16 protein-coding genes and 1 pseudogene are annotated in these 19,466 nt (G+C 58.7%); 2 read left to right on the forward strand and 15 right to left on the reverse strand.

Annotation, left to right across the window (positions count from 1 at the left end; all coding sequences use genetic code 11):
* Positions 1 to 59: 59 nt before the first annotated feature.
* Positions 60 to 479 carry a nuclear transport factor 2 family protein gene (locus NAT49_RS07020; protein ID WP_251592585.1) on the forward strand — a complete coding sequence of 140 codons (420 nt, stop codon included), beginning with the start codon at positions 60 to 62 and terminating at the stop codon, positions 477 to 479.
* Between the two features lie 14 nt (positions 480 to 493).
* Here the strand turns inward: NAT49_RS07020 and NAT49_RS07025 are convergent, their stop codons facing one another.
* The 10 genes from NAT49_RS07025 to NAT49_RS07070 form a co-directional block, all read right to left on the reverse strand.
* The gene (locus NAT49_RS07025) at positions 494 to 1,435 is read right to left on the reverse strand and encodes an alpha/beta hydrolase (protein ID WP_251592587.1); all 942 of its coding nucleotides are present in this window, start codon (positions 1,433 to 1,435) and stop codon (positions 494 to 496) included.
* 196 nt (positions 1,436 to 1,631) lie between these two features.
* On the reverse strand, positions 1,632 to 3,098 hold the full coding sequence (locus NAT49_RS07030; protein WP_251592589.1) for an NAD-dependent succinate-semialdehyde dehydrogenase: 1,467 nt from the start codon (positions 3,096 to 3,098) through the stop codon (positions 1,632 to 1,634).
* Positions 3,099 to 3,254: 156 nt separating this feature from the next.
* Positions 3,255 to 3,953, reverse strand: a complete 699-nt coding sequence (locus NAT49_RS07035) for a gamma-glutamylcyclotransferase (protein ID WP_251592597.1) — start codon at positions 3,951 to 3,953, stop codon at positions 3,255 to 3,257.
* 66 nt (positions 3,954 to 4,019) lie between these two features.
* Positions 4,020 to 5,315, reverse strand: a complete 1,296-nt coding sequence (locus NAT49_RS07040; RefSeq protein ID WP_251592599.1) for a solute carrier family 23 protein — start codon at positions 5,313 to 5,315, stop codon at positions 4,020 to 4,022.
* 105 nt (positions 5,316 to 5,420) lie between these two features.
* Positions 5,421 to 6,911, reverse strand: a complete 1,491-nt coding sequence (gene xylB / locus NAT49_RS07045; RefSeq protein ID WP_251592603.1) for a xylulokinase — start codon at positions 6,909 to 6,911, stop codon at positions 5,421 to 5,423.
* 14 nt (positions 6,912 to 6,925) lie between these two features.
* Positions 6,926 to 8,398, reverse strand: coding sequence for a mannitol dehydrogenase family protein (locus tag NAT49_RS07050; RefSeq protein WP_251592604.1), 1,473 nt, complete (start codon positions 8,396 to 8,398; stop codon positions 6,926 to 6,928).
* Between the two features lie 36 nt (positions 8,399 to 8,434).
* Complete coding sequence (locus tag NAT49_RS07055) at positions 8,435 to 9,565, reverse strand: ABC transporter ATP-binding protein (RefSeq protein ID WP_251592606.1); 1,131 nt, start codon at positions 9,563 to 9,565, stop codon at positions 8,435 to 8,437.
* Between the two features lie 56 nt (positions 9,566 to 9,621).
* A complete protein-coding gene (locus NAT49_RS07060) occupies positions 9,622 to 10,440 on the reverse strand; it encodes a carbohydrate ABC transporter permease (protein ID WP_251592608.1) in 819 nt (272 codons plus the stop codon).
* Entirely contained in the window at positions 10,440 to 11,285 is an 846-nt protein-coding gene (locus tag NAT49_RS07065; protein WP_251593563.1) for a carbohydrate ABC transporter permease, read from the reverse strand. The genes NAT49_RS07060 and NAT49_RS07065 overlap by 1 nt, the downstream gene beginning before the upstream one ends.
* Positions 11,286 to 11,456: 171 nt before the next feature.
* The gene (locus NAT49_RS07070; RefSeq protein WP_251592610.1) at positions 11,457 to 12,788 is read right to left on the reverse strand and encodes an ABC transporter substrate-binding protein; all 1,332 of its coding nucleotides are present in this window, start codon (positions 12,786 to 12,788) and stop codon (positions 11,457 to 11,459) included.
* 316 nt (positions 12,789 to 13,104) lie between these two features.
* On the opposite strand from NAT49_RS07070, the gene NAT49_RS07075 reads away from it, so the two are divergent.
* Entirely contained in the window at positions 13,105 to 14,142 is a 1,038-nt protein-coding gene (locus NAT49_RS07075) for a LacI family DNA-binding transcriptional regulator (RefSeq protein ID WP_251592611.1), read from the forward strand.
* Positions 14,143 to 14,170: 28 nt separating this feature from the next.
* Here the strand turns inward: NAT49_RS07075 and NAT49_RS07080 are convergent, their stop codons facing one another.
* From NAT49_RS07080 to NAT49_RS07100, 5 genes and pseudogenes are all read right to left on the reverse strand, one after another.
* Positions 14,171 to 14,482: a lysophospholipid acyltransferase family protein gene (locus NAT49_RS07080; protein ID WP_251592612.1), complete on the reverse strand. Its 312-nt coding sequence runs from the start codon at positions 14,480 to 14,482 to the stop codon at positions 14,171 to 14,173.
* Between the two features lie 159 nt (positions 14,483 to 14,641).
* Positions 14,642 to 14,935, reverse strand: a pseudogene (locus NAT49_RS15075) (GNAT family N-acyltransferase); the annotation flags it as partial.
* On the reverse strand, positions 14,928 to 17,735 hold the full coding sequence (locus tag NAT49_RS07090; RefSeq protein ID WP_251592616.1) for a bifunctional diguanylate cyclase/phosphodiesterase: 2,808 nt from the start codon (positions 17,733 to 17,735) through the stop codon (positions 14,928 to 14,930). The gene NAT49_RS07090 and the pseudogene NAT49_RS15075, both read right to left, overlap by 8 nt.
* Before the next feature lie 11 nt (positions 17,736 to 17,746).
* On the reverse strand, positions 17,747 to 18,952 hold the full coding sequence (locus NAT49_RS07095; protein ID WP_251592617.1) for a hypothetical protein: 1,206 nt from the start codon (positions 18,950 to 18,952) through the stop codon (positions 17,747 to 17,749).
* Positions 18,921 to 19,316, reverse strand: a complete 396-nt coding sequence (locus tag NAT49_RS07100) for a type 2 periplasmic-binding domain-containing protein (RefSeq protein WP_251592619.1) — start codon at positions 19,314 to 19,316, stop codon at positions 18,921 to 18,923. Before NAT49_RS07100 ends, NAT49_RS07095 begins: the two co-directional genes overlap by 32 nt.
* Between the last annotated feature and the right edge of the window lie 150 nt (positions 19,317 to 19,466).

The following is a 19,466-nucleotide window of genomic DNA, read 5'->3' on the forward strand; positions in this document are numbered from 1 at the left end:
GCTAGGCTTGATCAAGGACATGGCGCATTACAACACTACAGGGCAGGAGGAAGACACGGATGACGTCAATGACTGAGTTTCAGGCCTGGCTAGACGCCTTCACCACCCACTGGATCAACGGGGACTCGCCAGGGCTTGCGGCGCTATTCAGCGAGGATGTTCACTGCTATCTGACACCGTTCGACCCGCCGCTCATCGGGCGGGAAGACGTCACGAGCTACTGGCTGGATACCGTCTGGAGCCGGGCGTCCTCGGCCCAGTTCAATGCCCAGGCGATCACCTTCGAGCGCAATGATCTGCACGCACTTGGCTATGCACGCTGGCGGGCAAGCCTGCTATTGCACCCCAACGAGACCCACATCGATATGGACGGCGTGCTCCTGGCGCAGTTCAACGATGCAGGCGAATGCATGGCGTACCGGCAGTGGTGGCACCAGCACCAGAGTGCGGCGCCCCACTGGACCGACGAGCCGATCTGATCGGCTCACGGGGCTTAGTGGCACGCGCCCCGAAGCCATTGAACGGCGTCTTCGAGCATATACCGCCCCTGATCGATGGCGCCGGCCATGACCGCACAGCTGTGGATCGTGCCAAGATAACGCCGCCAGGTAACACCAATGCCCTGCTGGGCAAGCCGCATGGCAAACACTTCGGCTTCATCGCAGAGCGGATCGTGCTCGATGGAGGCCACAAACGATGGCGGCAGCCCCCACAGATCGCTCAGGAAAAACGGCGACGCCTTGGGGTTCTCCCAGTTGAGCCGCGGGTCGTACATCAGGGCAAACTGGTTGAGCGAGGCGAGATCCAGACCGTTGCGCTCACCGAAGTGGCGCTTGGAGGGCGAATCCGGCGCCGGGCTGAGCTTCAACCATGGGTACAGAAGCAGTTGGCCGGCAAGCATCACATCATCGCGACCGATGCTTCGATGGGCGAGCGTCACGGCGATATTGCCCCCGGCGCTGTCGCCCCCGACGATCAATCGCGACAGATCCACCTGATGATCGACCGGCGCCATCGTGATGGCGTCGAGCACGGCCAGCGCGTCATCGTGCGCCGCCGGGAAGATTGCCTCCGGCGCCAACCGATAATCCACCGCAATTACCTGAACCTCCGCGTGATGACACAAAAAGCGGCAAAGACCGTCATGCGTATCAAGATCGCCCACCACAAACCCACCGCCGTGAAAATAGATCAGCGTGGGGTAGCCGGTCTCGGGCGGCGTCTCGGCGGGCTGATAGGCGCGCACCGCAATATCACCACCCTCGCCTGCAATCGCATACTCTTCCACCCGGCCCACCTTTTCGGGCGCCAGGCCGTAACGTTTGGATCGTTCCCGCGTTTGAGCCCGCAGATCGGCCGGCAGAAGACTGGGCTCTTTCGGTGCCAGCCGAGCGTCCTGTTCGAGCACATGACGAGATTGCGAATCAAGCCCCATACATTCCCCTCGGTTTATCGGGCTCGTTGATCAAGCCCATTTAGCGTTTATTTATAACACCCTAGTTCGAGAGGAAAAAAACACCACAGGGGTTTGGTATCACGGCCGTAACAATGCTAAGTAAAATTAAGAAAATACGCATAAACAAGAGGGACCGGCACGACGCGCTCTGCCCGCCCGCGTCCCGCCTTGCCACTCAACTTCCAGACACACTTGGCACGCCCCCCATGCAGAAGTACTTGGTGTCCAGATACTCATCGAGCCCCAGGTGCCCACCTTCACGCCCGAGCCCCGACTGTTTGACGCCCCCGAACGGCACCGGCGCGCCGGTCATCTTGAGCGTATTGACGCTGACCATGCCGTACTCGAGTCCGCGCAGGTATTTATAGATGCGGCGAATGTCGTGGGTATAAACGTAGGCGGCAAGCCCGTATTCAGTGTCATTGGCACGCGAAATCACCTCATCGTCGTCATCGAAGGCGCACACCGCTGCCACTGGCGAGAACGTTTCCTCGCGAAAGACCCGCATGTCGGTCGTGATGTCGGCAAGAAGCGTCGGCATGAAGAAATTGGTGCCAGGCGCCATCGACTGATCTCCCGCGATCAACCGGGCCCCCTTGGCCACGCCATCGTCGACCAGCGCCCTGGCGGTATCGACCGCACGCGCATGAATCAATGGCCCGATGTCGACATCCATCACACCGTTGCCCACGTTCAGTTTCTTCATGCGGGCCGCAAAACACTCGATGAACCGCTCATAAAGGCTTGAATGTACAAAGATTCGATTGGCGGCCAGACAGTCCTGGCCTGCGGTCTGAAACTTGGCGGCAAGTGCGGCGGCGGCAGCCTCGTCAGGGTCCATGTCCGGGCCGACAATGAACGGCGCGTTGCCACCAAGCTCGAGCGCCACCCGCTTGACGCTCGACGCGCTTTGCTCAAGCAGCAACTTGCCGACCCGGGTCGAGCCGGTAAACGACACCGAGCGTACCCGCGCATCGGTGCAAAGCACCTCGGAAACCACTTCCGGCTCGCCCATCACGACATTGAATACGCCTCCAGGCACTCCAGCCCGCTCGGCAAGTTCTGCAAGCGCCAGTGCGGAAAACGGCGTCTCGCCGGCCGGCTTGACCACTACCGGGCAGCCGGCTGCGAGCGCCGCGCCGGCCTTGCGCGTGATCATGGCCAACGGAAAGTTCCACGGAGTGAACATGGCCGAAATGCCGACCGGCTCCTTGATCGTGCCGAGCATCGAGTCCTCGAGATGGCTTGGAATCGTGGCGCCGTAGGCGCGCTTGCCCTCTTCGGCGAACCAGTGCAGAAAGCTCGCGCCGTACTCGACCTCCCCCCGGGCGTCGCTCAGAGGTTTGCCCTGCTCGAGCGTCATGATGTTGGCCAGATCGCGTTTGTGCTCATGCAGCAGGCGACACCACGCGCTCAAGATTTCGGCGCGTCGGTTGACACCGAGCGCCCGCCACGCCGGAAAGGCGCGCTCGGCTGCAGTCACGGCGTGGCTGACCTGCTCGCGCTCAAGCAGCGCGACATGCCCAAGGATTTCGCCAGTGGCCGGATCGTCCACGGCCAGATCGCGGCCCTGATCGCCTGCCATCCACTGCCCATCGATGTAGGCCAGTTCACGAAACAAGCGCGGATCATTCAATTCCATGCAACACCTCCGGATAAATGACGTATATCACTCACCCTAGTGCATCGATGGACGCGACTTTTCCCGTTCGCGGGCGCGTTGCCACACACTTTTTCCGAAACGGGCAGGAATGTTATGCATTTTTTCGGAGGTACCGGTCAGTCGCTTGAGGCCCGCTCACGGCGTCACACCGAGGGCGTGCGCGAACACCTCGAGCTGAGCATCGTGAATGCCGAGGGCACGAAGGTCGGTGACCGTATTGCTCAGATAGTCACGGCAGGTGCCAAGCGTTCCCGCCCCACGAGCCAGCATCTTGATGGTTTCCTCATCGGTGAGCTCGCCCACGAAACTGTCATCGTCTGAGTTGGCGATAAAGGCGATGGCCGAAAACAGCCCAGCCTCGCTCTCAAGACGCACCCAGCGTGGCACATAGGCCCCGGTCAGCATTTCCCGGCGCCAGACCAGTAAAAGCTCGTGCTCGAGTTGATCGCCCGGAATTTCAAGCGCCATGCCCTGGCAGTGACCGCCGTCGACCAGACCAAGCATCAACCCAGGCGCCTCAAGCGAGCCGCGGCCGTGCTCAAAACGCAGGCAAAAGGCCCGGTGATAGTCATGAAGGCGCACCGCCCGGCGCTCGCCGACCGCAACGCACGGGTTCCAGATCAACGAGCCATAGGCAAACAGGAATACGCCGTCGGTGTCAGTATCAACGGGCTTATGATCAAGCAGCGTGCGAATCGAGGCGGTGAGCGCGGTATCGTCCAACGTCTCGATCTCTGGGTGGTGGCGCGCGAAATGTGCTCGGAGCTGGTCTCGCTCGAGCACGTCCCGGGTAATGGAAAGCGATGGAATGGCGTTGCGTTCAGAACGGATCATGAGCCCTCCGGACAGTGCGTTCTTTCAGTGTGGCCCCAAACGCACGGTCCGAACAACTGAGCCGGGTCAGGTCTTGAGTTGCTGACGGCGCAAAAGCGCGTGCAACGCGATGCCGCCGAAGGTGGCGGTGCCGATGCCATCGAGGGTGAACTGGCCCAGATGCAGTGAGAAGTTGCCCGCCCCCAGCACCAGGATCGCGGCAATCGTGATCAGATTGGCGTTGTCGCTCAGATCGACCTGATGCTGCACCCAGATGCGCGCACCCGCGACCGCAATAAGCCCGAACACCACGATCGATGCCCCGCCCATCACCGGGCCTGGAATGGTATGAATCAGTGCGCCGAACTTGGGCGAAAAGCCCATGACGATCGCGATCAGCGCCGCTGCCACGAAGATCAGCGTCGAATAGACCCGGGTGACGGCCATGACACCGATGTTCTCGGCGTAAGTGGTCACACCGGTACCGCCCACGCTTCCGGACAGCATGGTCGCAAGGCCATCGCCGACAAAGGCGCGGCCGGTATAGGGCGTCAGGTTGCGCCCGGTCATGGCACCGACGGCCTTGATGTGCCCAAGGTTTTCCGCCACCAGAATGACCGCAACCGGGGCGATCAGCCCGATTGCCCGCCACTCGAACACCGGCGCGGTGAACTGCGGTATGCCCCACCAGGGCGCCTCACTCACCGCACTGAAATCAATCGGTTTACCCAGCCCAATTACGTTGGCAACGACCAGATAGACCAGATACGCCGCCACCAGCCCGACCAGGATCAGAGTGCGCTGCAACACGCCACGGGTAAGCACCGCCGACCCGCCGATGCACAGTACCGTGGCCAGCGCCATCCAGCTTTCAAACGGTGAACCAGCCACACTCTTGACCGCCACGGGTGCCAGATTAAGCCCGATCATCATGACCACGGCACCGGTGACCGCCGGCGGCATCAGCCGCTCGATCCAGCCGGTACCGGTCGCCATCACCAGTGCCCCGATCAAAGCGTAGAGCGCGCCACAGGCAACGATGCCTCCAAGCGCCACCGCCAGGTTCGGATTGAGCCCCTCACCGCCATAGCCGGTGGCGGCCATCACCACACCAATAAACGCGAAGCTCGAGCCGAGATAGCTCGGCACACGCCCACCCACCAGCACGAAGAACAAGAGCGTTCCAATGCCGGACATGAACACGGCCAGATTCGGGTCGAAGCCCATCAGAAGCGGCGCAAGCACCGTCGAGCCGAACATGGCCACGGTGTGCTGAAGCCCCATGATCAGTGTTTGCGGGGCAGATAGACGCTCATCCGGCGCGACGAGTGTTGTCTCCGAGGCGCCGACTTTCGTCCAGTGAGGGAACCAGGACCCTGGCATGGTAGAACTCCGAATGAAGGTAACAGGAAGGCCGCCGACGAGCGCCGAGGCGGCGTCATGATACCTCAACCATCGCGTTTCGAAAGACGCGCCGCGCCAGTGAGCCTAGATCATTCCCTGCGCCCGGAGTGTTGCCAGATAACGGCGATAGGCCACCTCATAGGCCTCGACCCGCTCACGCACAGGCGCCGCCGAGGCCGCCTCATCAAGCGACACCGCCTTCGCGCACAGGTCTGAAAGCGCCACAGGCTCCCCCTGGTCGTTCAGATGACACCACTGCGCCTGAAGGGCCGCACCGAACGCGGCCGCTTCACCGATGCGTGGGCAGATCACCGGCGCGTTCATGACGTCGGCCACCATCTGGCGCCACTGCGGGCTTTTCGCGCCGCCGCCGACGAGTCGAATCCCGCTGGGCTCAAGCCCCTGCGCCGAGAGCAGGTCAAGCCCGTAGCGAAGCCCAAAGGTCGCGCCTTCCATCACCGCCCGGCACAGGTTGTCACCGGTGGTGTTGTTTGATGAGAGCCCAAGAAAACTCGCGGTGGCGTCCGGCAGGCGCGGCACGCGCTCGCCGTTGAAAAACGGCAGCACCTGTACGCCCTGCGCGCCGATCGGGCTGCGCTCGAGCGCCGCGCCGAAGTCCTCGAGCGAGCACCCAAGAAGCGCGCGCACCTGCTCGGTGGCCGAGGTCACGTTCATGGTGCAGATCAGCGGCAGCCAGTTGCCGTGGCTCGAACAGAAGTTGGCCGCCAGACCGTTGTCGGTAATCACGGGGGCGTCCGAGCAGCCATAGACAGTGCCGGAGGTACCAAGGCTCATGGTGAGCGCGCCGGGGGTGATGTTGCCCGTGCCGATGGCGCCCATCATGTTGTCGCCGCCTCCGCTTGAAACCAGCACCGACGGCTCGAGCCCGAGCCGCGCAGCAAGGTCCGGACGCAGACGACCCACCGGCGAGCACGCCTCAATCAGCCGCGGCAGCACGTGGCCAGCATCAAGCTCCGGGGCGAGGCGCTCGAACACGTCCGTTGCCCACTCACGCGTTCGGGTGTCGAAGTAGCCGGTGCCCGAGGCGTCACCGAATTCGGCGGTGCGCTCGCCGGTCAGGTAGAAATTAAGATAATCGTGGGGCAGCAGCACACAGTCGATGCGCCGATAGGCGTCGGGGTGGTGCGCCCTGAGCCAGGCAAGCTTCGGCGCGGTGTAGCCCGGCTGGGGGATGATGCCCAGCCGGTCGAGACACCCCTGCTCCCCGCCCAACTGCTCGATCAGCGCCTCGCATTCCCGGTAGGCCTCGGTATCGTTCCAGAGCTTGGCGGGATAGACCGGCACGCCCGCCTTATCGAGCGCGACCATGCCGTGCTGCTGGCCCGAGACGCCCATGGCACGAATCGCCCGGCCGTCGATGTTGGCGTTTGAGAGCGCTTGGGCAAGCGCATGCTCGAACGCCTCGACCCACCAGGCCGGGTCCTGCTCGCGACGACCGCCCGCCTCGCTGATCAAGCGGTGGGCACCTCGGCCCTCACCGATCACGCGCCCGGCGCCTGAGTCGAACACCACGACTTTGGTGCTTTGTGTGCCGCAATCCACGCCAAGATACATGCTGCCTCCCCGGCCTAGCGTTTCTGGAGTGCGTCGAGCGTCGCCCGTGCACCGTCGGTATGCAGACGCTCGAGCGCCCAGAGGTAGGCCTCGACAAAGCGCGGCTCATCGATCAGATCGCCGAACACGTCGCGATTTCTGAGAAACGACAGCGCGTCGTCCCGGTTTTTCGCGGCGCTGGCCATCAGGTCGTCTTTCAGCCGATCGACGATATCGATCGGCGCGCCGGCTTCATCGACGCCTTCGGCGTAGCGGGCCCAGCTCGCAACAACTGCCGCCGAGCGCGCGATGTCGCCATCACACTCGAGCTGTTCGCGCACGACCGGCAACAGCCACTTGGGGATTCGATCCGAACTCTCGGCGCAGAGCCGCGCCAGGGTGTCGCGAATTTCGGGATTGGCGAAACGCTCGATCAGCGTGTGCTTGTAGGCCTCGAGATCCACCCCCGGCACCGGCGACAGCGTCGGCGTGGCTTCCTCGTTCATGTAATCGAGCAGGAACTCGACGAAGAGCGGGTCTTGGCAGACCTCGTGAGCGTAGCGGTAGCCGGCCAGATAGCCGAAGTAGGTCAGTGCCTGATGGCTTGCGTTCAAAAGCCGCAGCTTCATCAGCTCGTACGGCATGACGTCATCGACGACCTGCACGCCGACGGCGTCGAACGGCGGGCGCCCTTGATTGAAGTGGTCCTCGAGCACCCATTGCGTGAACGGCTCGCACACCACCGGCCAGCGATCAGTGATGCCAAAGCGCTGTTCGAGCGCCTGACGATCCTCATCGGTAGTAACCGGTGTGATGCGATCGACCATCGAGTTGGGAAAGCACACGGTCTCGTTCATCCAGCGTGCTACCTCCGGCGCCTTGAGCTCGGCAAACGCCGTGAACATCGTGCGCGCCACATCGCCGTTGCCCTGGATGTTGTCACACGACATCACGGTAAAGGGCGCAAGCCCCCGTTCCAGGCGCCGCCTCAACGCCTCGCACACCAGGCCAAAGGTGGTCTTGGGCGTGGCGCCGGGCTCGAGGTCGTGCTGTATGTCCGGGGCAGCCGTATTGAACTCGCCGGTCACGTGATGCAGGTTGTAGCCGCCTTCGGTCACTGTCAGCGACACGATACGAATGGCCTCGCTTGCCATGCGTTCGATCACCGCTTCGGGATCGCTCGGTGCGTACATGTAATCGACGATCGAGCCGATTACCCGGGCGTCATAGCCTCCATCGGCGTGTTTGACCACCAGCGTATACAGGCCATCCTGAGCGTCGAGCGCCTCTTTCATGCGGGTATCGCCCGGCATGACGCCAACGCCACAGATGCCCCAGTCAAGCGCGCGCCCCTCGTTCATCAGTTGATCCAGGTACATGGCCTGGTGGGCGCGGTGAAAGCCGCCGACCCCGAAGTGCATGATGCCGACCGACACCTGACTGCGGTCGTAGCTTGGGCGAGCAACGCCTTCGAGTGTCTCAAGGCGCGCGTTGGAAAGAGTGAACATGATCGTACTCCGTGACCGTCGTTTGAAAAAAGGCGCTCAGGCCGTCTCTGTGCGGTGTTCATGGCGGGGCAGCGCCTGCTCGGTGTCGGCGTCGAACAGATGCAGCCGGGCGCTGTCGCAGGTCAGCACGATCGAATCGCCCATTCGAACCGAGGTGTCGCCCTCGAGCTGCGCCGTGATGCGGTGCCCATCGACCTCGAGCTGCACCATGGTGACCGACCCAAGCGGCTCGACCACGTCGATTTCGCCCTTGATCACGTTGGCCGCCGTCTCGTCGGTGGTGAGGATCAGGTGCTCCGGGCGCACACCGACCATCAGGTCGCGGCCCTTATGCGCCTCGATCAACTGACGCTCGGAGGAGGCCACCATGTGGGCGGTCTGGCCGGTGAGAGTCTTGCCGTCACCGCCCAGTGTCATCTTCAGGAAGTTCATTGAGGGCGTCCCGATAAAGCCTGCCACGAAGACGTTGTTCGGGGCGTGATACAGCGCGTTCGGGGTGTCGATCTGCTGAATGTGACCATCACGCATGACGACGATTCGCTCGCCCATCGTCATCGCTTCGGTCTGATCGTGGGTCACATAGAACGTGGTCACCCCGAGCTTTCGGTGCAGCTTGATGATCTCGGCGCGCATGTCGACCCGAAGCATTGCATCGAGGTTCGACAGCGGCTCATCCATCAGAAACACCTGCGGGTCGCGCACAATCGCCCGGCCCAGCGCCACGCGCTGACGCTGGCCGCCGGACAGCGCCCGCGGCTTTCGATCCAGAAGATGCGTGATGTCGAGGATGCCAGCGGCGTCGTTCACGCGCTGTTCGATCTCGTTTTTTGGCACCTTCTTGAGACTGAGCGCGAACGCCATGTTGTCGTAGACCGTCATGTGCGGGTACAGCGCGTAGCTTTGAAACACCATCGCGATATCACGATCACGGGCCGCCACCTGACTGACGTCGCGCCCATCGATGCGGATCTCGCCATCGGTGTTGGCCTCGAGCCCCGCGATCATTCGCATGGTGGTGGATTTACCACACCCAGACGGCCCGACCAGCACGATGAATTCCCCGTCACGGGTGGTCAGATTGAAATTTTCGACCGCGTTGGCCGCCTTCGCGTTCTTGTGGGCACCACCGTAGTTCTTGGCCACGCCCTTGAGTTCCACGACCGCCATTTCGACTCTCCTTGATCCAGTGGGCGACGCCGCCCGTTATTCAGTGTGCGTGAGCGCTATTTGACAGCGCCGAACGTCAGGCCGCGAACCATCTGTTTCTGGGCAAACCAGCCCAGCACGATGATCGGCGCAACCGTCATGACGGAGGCGGCGGACATCTTGGCCCAAAATAGCCCCTCGGCACTCTTGAACGAGGCAATGAAGGCCGCGAGTGTGGCCGCGTCATGGTCGGCCATCGTCAGGCTCCAGAACGACTCGTTCCAGGCAAGAATCAGGGCCAGAAGCCCGGTGGAGGCAAGCCCCGGCAACGCCAATGGCAAAATGACGCGAAACATGGTCGCAAGTGTGCTGGCGCCATCGATCTCGGCGGCCTCGACGATGTCCTTGGGCACATCCTTGAAGTAGGAGTACACCATCCACACCATGATCGGGAGGTTCATCCCGACGAACAGCGCGATCAGCCCCCAGTTGTTGTCGATCAGCCCGAGCGTCTTGTAGACCAGGAAGATCGGAATCAAGACGCCGACCGCCGGGATGAACTTGGTCGAGACCATCCACACCAGCGTGAAGTCGGTGCGCTTTGAGGGGTAGAACGCCATCGCGTAGGCCGCCGGAATGGCCAGCGCCAGCCCGATCAGCGTCGACATTACCGAGGTGAAGAGCGAGTTGAAGGCGTAGTGCCAGTAACCGGCGTTTTGTGAAAGCGCGGTCTTGAAGCTTTCAAGGGTCGGCGTGAACACGAACTCCGGCACCATCGAAAAGGCCGACTGCTCGGTCTTGAGCGCGGTCAGCACCATCCAGAGGATCGGAAAGAACATCACGATCGCGACCAGCCAGCCAATGACGGCAAGCCCGAGTGAGGATTTTTGTTCCATCAGCGCTGTCCTCCGGCGTTGAGGTTGCCTGCCACGAATCGAATCAGGAAGAACGCGAAGATATTGGCCAGAATGACCGCGGCGATGGCCGCCGCCGACGAAAGCCCAATGTCGTACTGGAAAAACGCGTTCTGATAGATGTAGTACGGCAGATTGGTGGTCGCGGTGCCCGGGCCGCCACTGGTGGTGGCGTAGATTTCAGCGAACGAAGTCAGAAAGAAGATGCTCTCGAGCATGACGACCACGTACAGCACCTGGCCCAGGTGTGGAATCACGATGTGACGAAACTCCTGCAGGCGGCTCGCGCCGTCGAGGCGCACCGCCTCGATCTGATCTTCGGGCAGCGACTGCAACCCGGTCAGAAGAATCAGGAGCGCGAACGGCGTCCACTCCCAGGAAATCATCAAAATCACCGAGAACATCGGGTAGTGAGCGAACCAGTCAATGGGCTCGAAGCCCAGCGTGCGCATCGCCCAGGAGACGATGCCATAGACCGGGTGCAGCAGCATGTTCTTGAACAAGAGCCCGGTCACCACCGGCATGACAAAAAACGGCGAGATCGCAAGCGTTCGAGCAACGCCGCGGCCGAGAAAGGTCTTGTTGAATAGAAGCGCCAGTACCAGTCCAAGCGAGACCGTGATGGCCAGACACGCCATGACCAGTGTCAGGGTGTGGCCGAGTGCGGCCCAGAAGGTGCCATCGGTCAGCAGAATCTCGAAGTTGCCAAGCCCTGCGAACCCGCGCATGGTCGGCATCATCAGGTTGTAGTTTTCAAACGCGTAGTAGACGGTCATTGCCAGCGGCACGATCATCCACACCATCAAAAAGAGCACGGCGGGCGCCATCAGGCGCTTGACGGGCGGGCCGTGGCGCTTGGCCCCCTGGTGCGAGGCGGTATCGCCGGCGTTCGCCACTGCGTCATTACTCATGAGTTGCTGCGCCTCCAAAGCGCGCATCGCGATCGAGTGAGGTCATGAAAGACCCCGGCAACCCTCGCCGGGGCCTGAGCGTTCGGCTTACTTGGTGTAGCCTGAGCGCTCCATGATGCGCGTGGTGAACTGCTGAGCCTGCTCGAGCCCCTGATCCACGCTCATCTGGCCCGAGGCGATGCCCGCCAGAAGCTGCCCGACCCGCGTACCGATGGCCTGGAACTGGGGAATACTGATGAACTGGATACCGGTGTAGGGCACCGGGTCCGCTGTGGGATTGGAGGTATCTGCGGTTTCGATCGCCTTTTGCACGAAGCTCGAGAACGGCGCGACCTGTTGATAGTCCGCGCTTTCGTAGGTCGACTTGCGGGTACCTGGCGGAACGCCGAGCCAACCTTTTTCATCAGCAACCTGCTGGATGTAGGCCTCAGAGGTCGCCCAGCTCACGAAGTTCTGGGCAGCGTCAGGATGGGCGGCAGACTTGGGCACCGCCAGCGCCCAGGCGTAGAGCCAATTGGTGCCGTTGGTGGTTTTCTGATATGGCGCCTGGGCAAAGCCGACGCTGTCGGCAACGTTTGAAACCTTGGGGTCAGAGACGTAGCTTGCAGCGACTGTCGAATCGACCCACATCGCGCACTGGCCGTTGGAGAACATGGTTTCCGATTCGGTAAATCCGTTGGAGGTTACGCCCGGCGGGCCATACTTCGTTACCAGCGTCTTGTAGGTCTCTGCGGCGTTTTTCCAGGCCGGCGTGGTCAACTGCGCGTTCCAGTCCTGATCGAACCAGCGCCCGCCGAAGCCGTTGACCATCGTGCCGAACAGGGCCATGTTCTGTCCCCAGCCAGGGAGCCCTCGCAGACAGATGCCGTAAGTGCCGTTGGAGGCGTCCGTGAGCTTGGCGGCATACTCCTCGATCTGAGACCAGGTCGGTCGCTCGGGCATGTCGAGCCCTGCCTTTTTAAACAGATCCTTGCGATAATAGGTCATCGACGATTCAGCGTAGAACGGCAGCGCATAGAGGGTGCCATCGACGGACAAGCCCTTTCGAACCGTGGGCTCCAGATCATCGACGTTGTAGGCAGCCGGCAGGTCGCTCATCGGGCGAAGCCAGTCATTCTTAGCCCAGATCGGCGTTTCATAATTACTGACGGTAATGACGTCGTACTGGCCACCGCCGCTTGCGATATCGGTGGTGATCTTCTGTCGCAGCTCGTTTTCAGGCAGCGTCACGAAGTTGACATGGACGCCCGGATTGGCCTTTTCAAACGTACCCGCCATTTTCTGAAGGGTTACCATATCGGGGTTATTGACGGTGGCGACCGTGATTGTGGTATCCGCCAGTGCGCTGCCTGCCATTGCCGAGCCAATCAGCCCGGCACTCGTGACGATCAATGCCCATTTCATGATCTGCGTCTCCATTTATCGTTCTTTATGACGCGGCCTCACTCTCATGCACTCTCATGCACTGCACATCGAGAAGGGTCAACGTCGAGCCTGGAAAGCATGGACCTGGAAACAAAATGATTCATTTATCATTTAGTATCATCAAACAATCCATCAGTATCATTTCAAAGCTCTTGAAACGAAGAATCACTTGGGGCGCCATGACGCAAAAACCGATAAAATCGTTCAAATATCAATGCGTTGAAATAGATTAAAGCGTCAAACCAGTCGCGTTATAGACCGATGAACGGGTCAATGATAAAAATGATACTCTTGAATAAAATGATCATTGATGCGGCTGAAACTCTCTCAATGGACCCTTTATATGTGCGCCTCCTCCCGTGTCACCCTTGATGCTGTTGCTGACGCCGCCGGTGTCAGCCGGATCACTGTATCTCGAGCGTTCTCAAACCCGGAGCGCCTGCGCCAGGACACGCTTGATCATGTGCTGCGCACGGCCTCAGAGCTTGGTTATCGCCCGAAGCGCGCACCCGTCTCGACCAAGGACGCGCCCAGAACACGACGCATCGGGGTGGTCAGCCCCGACATGGACAATCCGTTCTTCGGTCGAATCGCAAGCTCGATCAATCGATTGGGGTTTGAGGAAGACATCGACATCGTGATGTATGACTCGTTCGAGTCAGAGGCCCAGGAAAGCCGAATCATTCATCGTCTGATCGCGCAGAATGTCGATGCCATCATCCTGTCGGTCATCTCATCCGATGTGATGTATCAGACGCGCCAACCGCAGTGGCTCAAGGCCCTGGAGACCGCACGGATTCCGCTGATTCTGGTCGACCGCGAGGTCAATGTGCCGCATTTCGGGGGGGTCTATATAGACAACCTGGACTGCGGGTATCAGGCGGGGCGATGGATGATCGATCAGTCCATCAGGGACGTTTTAGTGGTATCCGGACCGTCGGACTCACTGGTATCCATCGGCCGTACGTCAGGCATCCGCGAAGCGCTCGGAAGTGCCGCTCAAATCGACGTCCGCTACGCCGATTTCACGATGACCCCGGCGTATCACCTCATGAAACAGCGATTGCAGGAAGCCCCTCCGCCACAGGGCATCATCGGTATCAATAACCAGATTTCACTGGGCATCCTGAAGGCCTGCGCAGAACAAAAGCTTTACCCGGGACGCGGTATTACTCTGTTCAGCATCGATGAAGTCGCTCTGGCCGATGTGTTCGGAATGCATATTCCCTGCATGCGGCTCGATACCGACGAAATGGCGGCAAGGGCGCTTTCCATGGCGCTTCAGGCGACGCGCCATGATGTGGGAGGAGGTACGCGAATGATTGTTCGTGGAAAGCTAAAGCCCTGAACCTGTTCGACTCCAAGGCGGGTCGGGCTTACTCGAGCGCCTTGCTTAGAAACGCGTTACGCCAACTGAACGTTGCGTCCGAGCTGAGCTCTAGAAATTCCTGGTAGTACTTCGGAGCGATACGCGCCTTGATGGCTTCCATCATGTAAAGCGACGCTTCGGGTAATGACGTGATCAACTCATGATAATTGATGTAGTAAGGCGCACGTTGACCGTAAAGGTCCTGGAAGCTGCCAACGCGCTCGAAACGCACATGCGATCCCTTGATCAATCGTGCGAACCTGGGCTCGATCAGTGCAAAACCGTGATAGCGCTCCAGTAGGCTTGCGACCGAGCCCATGCCAATCCAGAGGGCGTCGCGCGCATGACGAAAGCATTCTCGTTCGGCCGTGGTTTCGAGGAAGTCAAAGCCTCGCTTTTGGTAAAGTGTACTGGTAAGGAGAGAGAACCGAGACAGCTCGCAAATGGTGTCGACAGAAAACGTGGATGGGTCGCGCTGGTCATCGAAATTGTTTTCAAGCAGATGCTGAATGGGCAAGCCCTTTCCCTCTACGGGAGTGACGATTCGAAAGTAACCGATGGGCGTCTGGCTTTTTTGATGCCGAATAATGAAGTGCACGGCTTTATCGTCAAAAACATCCCACTCGTCTTCTATGTTATTGCCTGAAAGATAGCCGAACTTGTCGTGGTATATATTGCGCCTTAGCGAGCATCCGGAAATGTAATCATCGTAGCGACTTGCAATCAAAAACTCGAAATTTTCGAGAAAGAAGTCTATCGCTTCCCTATTCATTATATGGCCTTGTAATTGTATCTATATGAGCGGGGCGACCTACCCAGTACCCCTGTGCGTACTCCACGCCGATCGCTTTCAAATAATCGAATGTCGCCTCATCTTCTACAAATTCAGCAATGACCTGCTTACCGAATGAGCGACATACTTCAGCGATGGCAGAAACAATAATCTTGTTTTCTGATGATCTGTACAAATTGATAATGAATTCACCATCGATCTTTACATAGTCAGAGGGAAGCTGATTCAAATACTTGAAGCTGCTGAACCCCGAGCCGAAATCATCCAGCGCAATTGAACATCCAAGCGACTTAATTTTGCTTAGTGTCGCTTGCGCAAGCCCGAAGTCGATGACTGCCTCGGTTTCGGTAATTTCAATGATTAACCGAGCAGGGTCCGCCCCATGCGTGGCCAGACACGTTTCGAGGTACTCCGCAAGATCCTGATCTCGCAGTGATTTACCCGATATATTGATGGACATCGAAATATCACCAAGACCTGACAGATACCGCACGCCGGCCTCGATGACGTGGCGGTCAATATCGATGATGCGCCCATTACGCTCAGCCACCGGAATAAACTGGCCGGGTGAGAAAAAACCACCGGCGCCATCCGGAAGACGCAAGAGAAGCTCGTAGTGCCGCACATCCTCGCTTGCAATTGCCATAATTGGCTGCACAAAAAATTCGAACCGCTTTTCATCCAGCGCGGCCTTGATCAGATCATTCCAGTAGACCCGATCTTCCAGCATCGCCTTATCAAGGTCCTGGGCTGTGGTGACGTACCAGTCGCGTAGCGGGTTTTCCTTGGCGATGTACATGGCGCAATCAGCGTTTGCCATGATGGCCTCGGTGGTATCGCCATGCTCGGGGTAGATGGCGACACCGATGCTCGCCATGGCGCGGTGTCGACGCTCCTCGATGATGAAATTGATGTCCGAGAGACCGCTATTGATGCTGCGGGCCACCGTGACCGCACGCTCACAGTCATAACCTTCCAGCAAAATCGCGAACTCATCGCCTCCTAACCGGGCAATGACCGCGCCTTCCGGCAAAAGTTGGGTCAATTTTTGGGCAACCATCGACAACAGGCGATCACCGGCACCATGGCCACTAAGTTCGTTGACCTCCTTGAACTGATCCAGGTCCAGATAGAAGACGGCGCCCGATGCCTTTTCCTCGAGTGATTGTTGAAGGCACACATTAAAATAGCGGCGGTTATAAAGGCCTGTTAACGGGTCCCTGTTGGCCAGCCAGATCAAGCGAGACTCGGCCGCCTTTTTCTCGGTAATGTCGACCCCGACGGAAACCCAATACCCCTCTTCGCCATCGGATAGATTCTGGATCGGCGAGTGGTACCACTCGATGACCATGTCCTTCTTGCCTGGCACACGGCTTTCGGTATGAAAGGAGACATTGCCGTAATCGAAGCTTTCGACCTGGAGAAACACATCCCTGAAGCACTGCCCCTTCAGCGCAGTCATGGGGCAGGAAAGCTTGCCGAGCGCAAACTGGTTGGCAAGCACGATGCCGGACGTCTCACTGTGGGTGACGATGAACGCATTGGCGGTAAACAACAGCCGATCCACGAACTCTTTCTCGTGGGCCAGCTCCTTGATGTGCTGGGTCAGATCATCATTGCTTTTATAGAGGGCCTGCTGGAGACGCTGAAGCTGACTGGCCACCTCAATGGCCGTCCGCTGCAGTGTGCCAACCTCATCTCTGACGCGCCCTTTTAATTGCACCGCCTCCGAAAACTCATGAAACCGGCTTTGAGACAATAAGGGCAGCGACCCAATCACCCGCCTTAGATTCGACATTGGCCGCCACAAAAGGAGAAATACCGCCATTTCGGCCAATAACCAGCCAAGTATCGCGATCATGAATACGCGCCGGGAATCGGATTGGATACTCGAATAACTTTCAGTGATGTTCGAGATGATCACAACGTAGGCGGTATTATTGAGCCCGTTGAGCTGATCATTTAAGGGGAAGGCCATCAGATGGTAGTACTGGTCGTCGAAACGAACGCGCACCGGACTTTTGCGCAGAGCGTTCTTGTCGTACTGAGTTGACCATAGAGCCAAACGCTCGAGGGTAGCGGCACGGTCGGTGGCGGCGACCACGTTGGCGCCCCAGGCGGGCAGCTCCTCGGAGCTACTGGAGTAGACGTTGTCGACCATGATGGCCAGCGCACTTTTCTTGTTGATATTGATGTAACGTGCGATATCGGCAATGGACACGGACAGCATGATAACGCCAACACTTTGCCCTCCACGAAGAATCGGGGAGAAGGCGTATTGTCGGCATGTAGTGCGGCAAACCAGCCGGGATAAAGGCTGCTCTTTCTCTAGCACCTTTTGAACCCAATAGCTGAAAAAATGCTCTCTACTGTTGTCAGGTATTGCGACATGCCCTCTTTGCGCCAGTTGACGGCTTTGGCGATCAAACACCTTGACTTCATCCACACCCACATCGAGCTGAAGTGTGGGCCACTGCGCCACAATCTTGTCATCCAGCCGCGTGCGGTCCGTGAGTTCGACCGCCTCACCAAGTCCCTGCGTCGCCGCCAGTATGCTCGCCATATGTTTCAAACTGGCTTCAGAATTATTTAAGGCATTGACGATATCCAACTGCTGGCGCTGGTAACTGAGAAGCTGGCGCTCGTTAAGCTGCCCCTCGAGTTCCATCTGACTGACGCGATAAAAGGTCAGAGCCAGAAGAACAAGGATCACCGAGGTGGCGAAGAGCACTTTGAGTCTAAGACTTGAAAACCTGGGCACGCTTTTCAGAAACCGCATCTTTTGCCCCATTAAAAACGGTATGAGGCTTGAAGCAGAAACAATCCCCAGTACTTGGATTCGCTTTCACGCTCGGCATTGAGCAGCCAACCGGTTCCTTCAACGTTATGATATTCTGCAGACAGCAAAAATTGAGACGTTGCTGACCATTGCACCCCAACCGTACGATCATAGGCATAGCGTGAGTAGCTTTTCCCAAACCCCGCCGCCTCAAACGCGTGACCATCAGGATCGTCCCTGTCCGAAATCATGACGTCATAGCGCAAAAGGCCTTGCCAATCGCTATTGAATCGGTAGACGTATTGCACATACCAGCTCTCACCTATCGTATTTACGTTGAATAAATCATTACCCATATGGCTGAGCTTTCGATCGCGGTAGGCATATTCGGAGGTAAGGCTCCAATTGAGGCTGTTGTACTGGAGCGAGAGAACGATGGGCGTATAGCTGAAGCGGCCATCACCTATCGCATCAACGCTCGATTTATAATCCGCCTTGACATCTGCATACGTTAGTGCCGCAACGAATCGTCCGCCATCGTATTCATAAAGCAGTTGTGAAATCAGCGAAGGTTCAGCCTCTAGCGACCCCGGCAAGATGTCCATCAACACAGTATCTTCAACATCGTCATCGACCTGAGGCACTCCCCAGCCCAACTGGAAGCGAATGCTGCTGTCATCGAACCGATGATCGAAGTAACCAACGACCCCATCGCCTGACAACGATTGAGCACGGGTCCGGTCAAAGTAAATTGACTGAGGCAGCAGGATACTGGGTCGAGTAAAAGGAACATCTCGAGTCTGGTTGTAAAATCCAAACGGATTTTTTACACGACCTACTTTGATACCAAACGTTTCATCAACGTCTGAATGAATCTGGTAGTCGATCAGGCCGTAATCAAGCTTTGGGGATGCATCGCTGGCGTCGCCTCCCGCGCGCCGGCTCAGCACCTGTGCCGACATCAACAGATTGTCGGTCGGTCGCATCGATGCATTCAGACCCAGCTCATAAAATTCGAGGCTGCCGCCACTTGAACTGCTGGGCCCAAAGAAATCATTGGCGCTCGACACCACGAGCGCCTGACTCAGAAAGCCATGCACCTGGAACGTTTCCCAGGCATTCTCGAGCGGTTGAGCCTTGGCGTATGCTGAGCACATGAGCAGTAGCGCGCCGTAAAGGCTTTTTTCAATCCAACGATATGATGCGCACACGGTCATCCGCCTGTCCTTTCTTTACATAACCGATCCCTCCTGGCGTGGTCGCCACCAGGTCGAGCATGTCACTGATTGATTCAACCGTATTGGGCGCCTGGCCTGTACCTGAGAATACGGCACGGTCCCAGGCGAGGCGCAACTGGTGCGGGTAGACGTTCAAGAGCTGTTTGCAGAAGGCGTCGTGCAAGGGGTTATTATCGGGCAACACAAAGACGTGCGCAGCCCGCCCCCCAGGAAACGTTCTAAGGCGCATGGCAAAGATAGCTCTGACACTCTCGGTACTGAGTGAGGCAAAACTGCTTTGCTTATTGGCGATCAGTACAATGGTCTCTTCGTGCTGAGCGCCTTTGGCGCTGCCTAGCAGCATGAAAAAGAGTAACCCTACCTGGACCAAACGCTTTAGACAAAAAACGTACACGTTACTGTTCGATTCCCACGGGGTTAGCCTCTAGCGTCAGAAAAGAGGGCGGCTTGAATGACCGAAAAAATCAGGACATGGCACCCAATCGGGAAAGCC

The organism is Larsenimonas suaedae (assembly GCF_023712105.1).
In the GTDB taxonomy this organism is placed as follows: Bacteria; Pseudomonadota; Gammaproteobacteria; order Pseudomonadales; family Halomonadaceae; genus Larsenimonas; species Larsenimonas suaedae.

Excerpts from the sequence above, each read along its gene's own strand:
- NAT49_RS07040 (WP_251592599.1), bottom strand. The coding sequence starts at position 5,315 with ATGCCAGGGTCCTGGTTCCCTCACTGGACGAAAGTCGGCGCCTCGGAG.
- NAT49_RS07065 (WP_251593563.1), bottom strand. The coding sequence starts at position 11,285 with ATGGCGCCCGCCGTGCTCTTTTTGATGGTGTGGATGATCGTGCCGCTG.
- NAT49_RS07030 (WP_251592589.1), bottom strand. The coding sequence starts at position 3,098 with ATGGAATTGAATGATCCGCGCTTGTTTCGTGAACTGGCCTACATCGAT.
- NAT49_RS07020 (WP_251592585.1), top strand. The coding sequence starts at position 60 with ATGACGTCAATGACTGAGTTTCAGGCCTGGCTAGACGCCTTCACCACC.
- NAT49_RS07075 (WP_251592611.1), top strand. The coding sequence starts at position 13,105 with ATGCGGCTGAAACTCTCTCAATGGACCCTTTATATGTGCGCCTCCTCC.
- NAT49_RS07055 (WP_251592606.1), bottom strand. The coding sequence starts at position 9,565 with ATGGCGGTCGTGGAACTCAAGGGCGTGGCCAAGAACTACGGTGGTGCC.
- NAT49_RS07070 (WP_251592610.1), bottom strand. The coding sequence starts at position 12,788 with ATGGAGACGCAGATCATGAAATGGGCATTGATCGTCACGAGTGCCGGG.
- NAT49_RS07080 (WP_251592612.1), bottom strand. The coding sequence starts at position 14,482 with ATGGGCTCGGTCGCAAGCCTACTGGAGCGCTATCACGGTTTTGCACTG.
- NAT49_RS07095 (WP_251592617.1), bottom strand. The coding sequence starts at position 18,952 with ATGACCGTGTGCGCATCATATCGTTGGATTGAAAAAAGCCTTTACGGC.
- NAT49_RS07090 (WP_251592616.1), bottom strand. The coding sequence starts at position 17,735 with ATGCGGTTTCTGAAAAGCGTGCCCAGGTTTTCAAGTCTTAGACTCAAA.
- xylB (WP_251592603.1), bottom strand. The coding sequence starts at position 6,911 with ATGTATCTTGGCGTGGATTGCGGCACACAAAGCACCAAAGTCGTGGTG.
- NAT49_RS07060 (WP_251592608.1), bottom strand. The coding sequence starts at position 10,440 with ATGGAACAAAAATCCTCACTCGGGCTTGCCGTCATTGGCTGGCTGGTC.
- NAT49_RS07035 (WP_251592597.1), bottom strand. The coding sequence starts at position 3,953 with ATGATCCGTTCTGAACGCAACGCCATTCCATCGCTTTCCATTACCCGG.
- NAT49_RS07025 (WP_251592587.1), bottom strand. The coding sequence starts at position 1,435 with ATGGGGCTTGATTCGCAATCTCGTCATGTGCTCGAACAGGACGCTCGG.
- NAT49_RS07050 (WP_251592604.1), bottom strand. The coding sequence starts at position 8,398 with ATGTTCACTCTTTCCAACGCGCGCCTTGAGACACTCGAAGGCGTTGCT.
- NAT49_RS07100 (WP_251592619.1), bottom strand. The coding sequence starts at position 19,316 with ATGCTGCTAGGCAGCGCCAAAGGCGCTCAGCACGAAGAGACCATTGTA.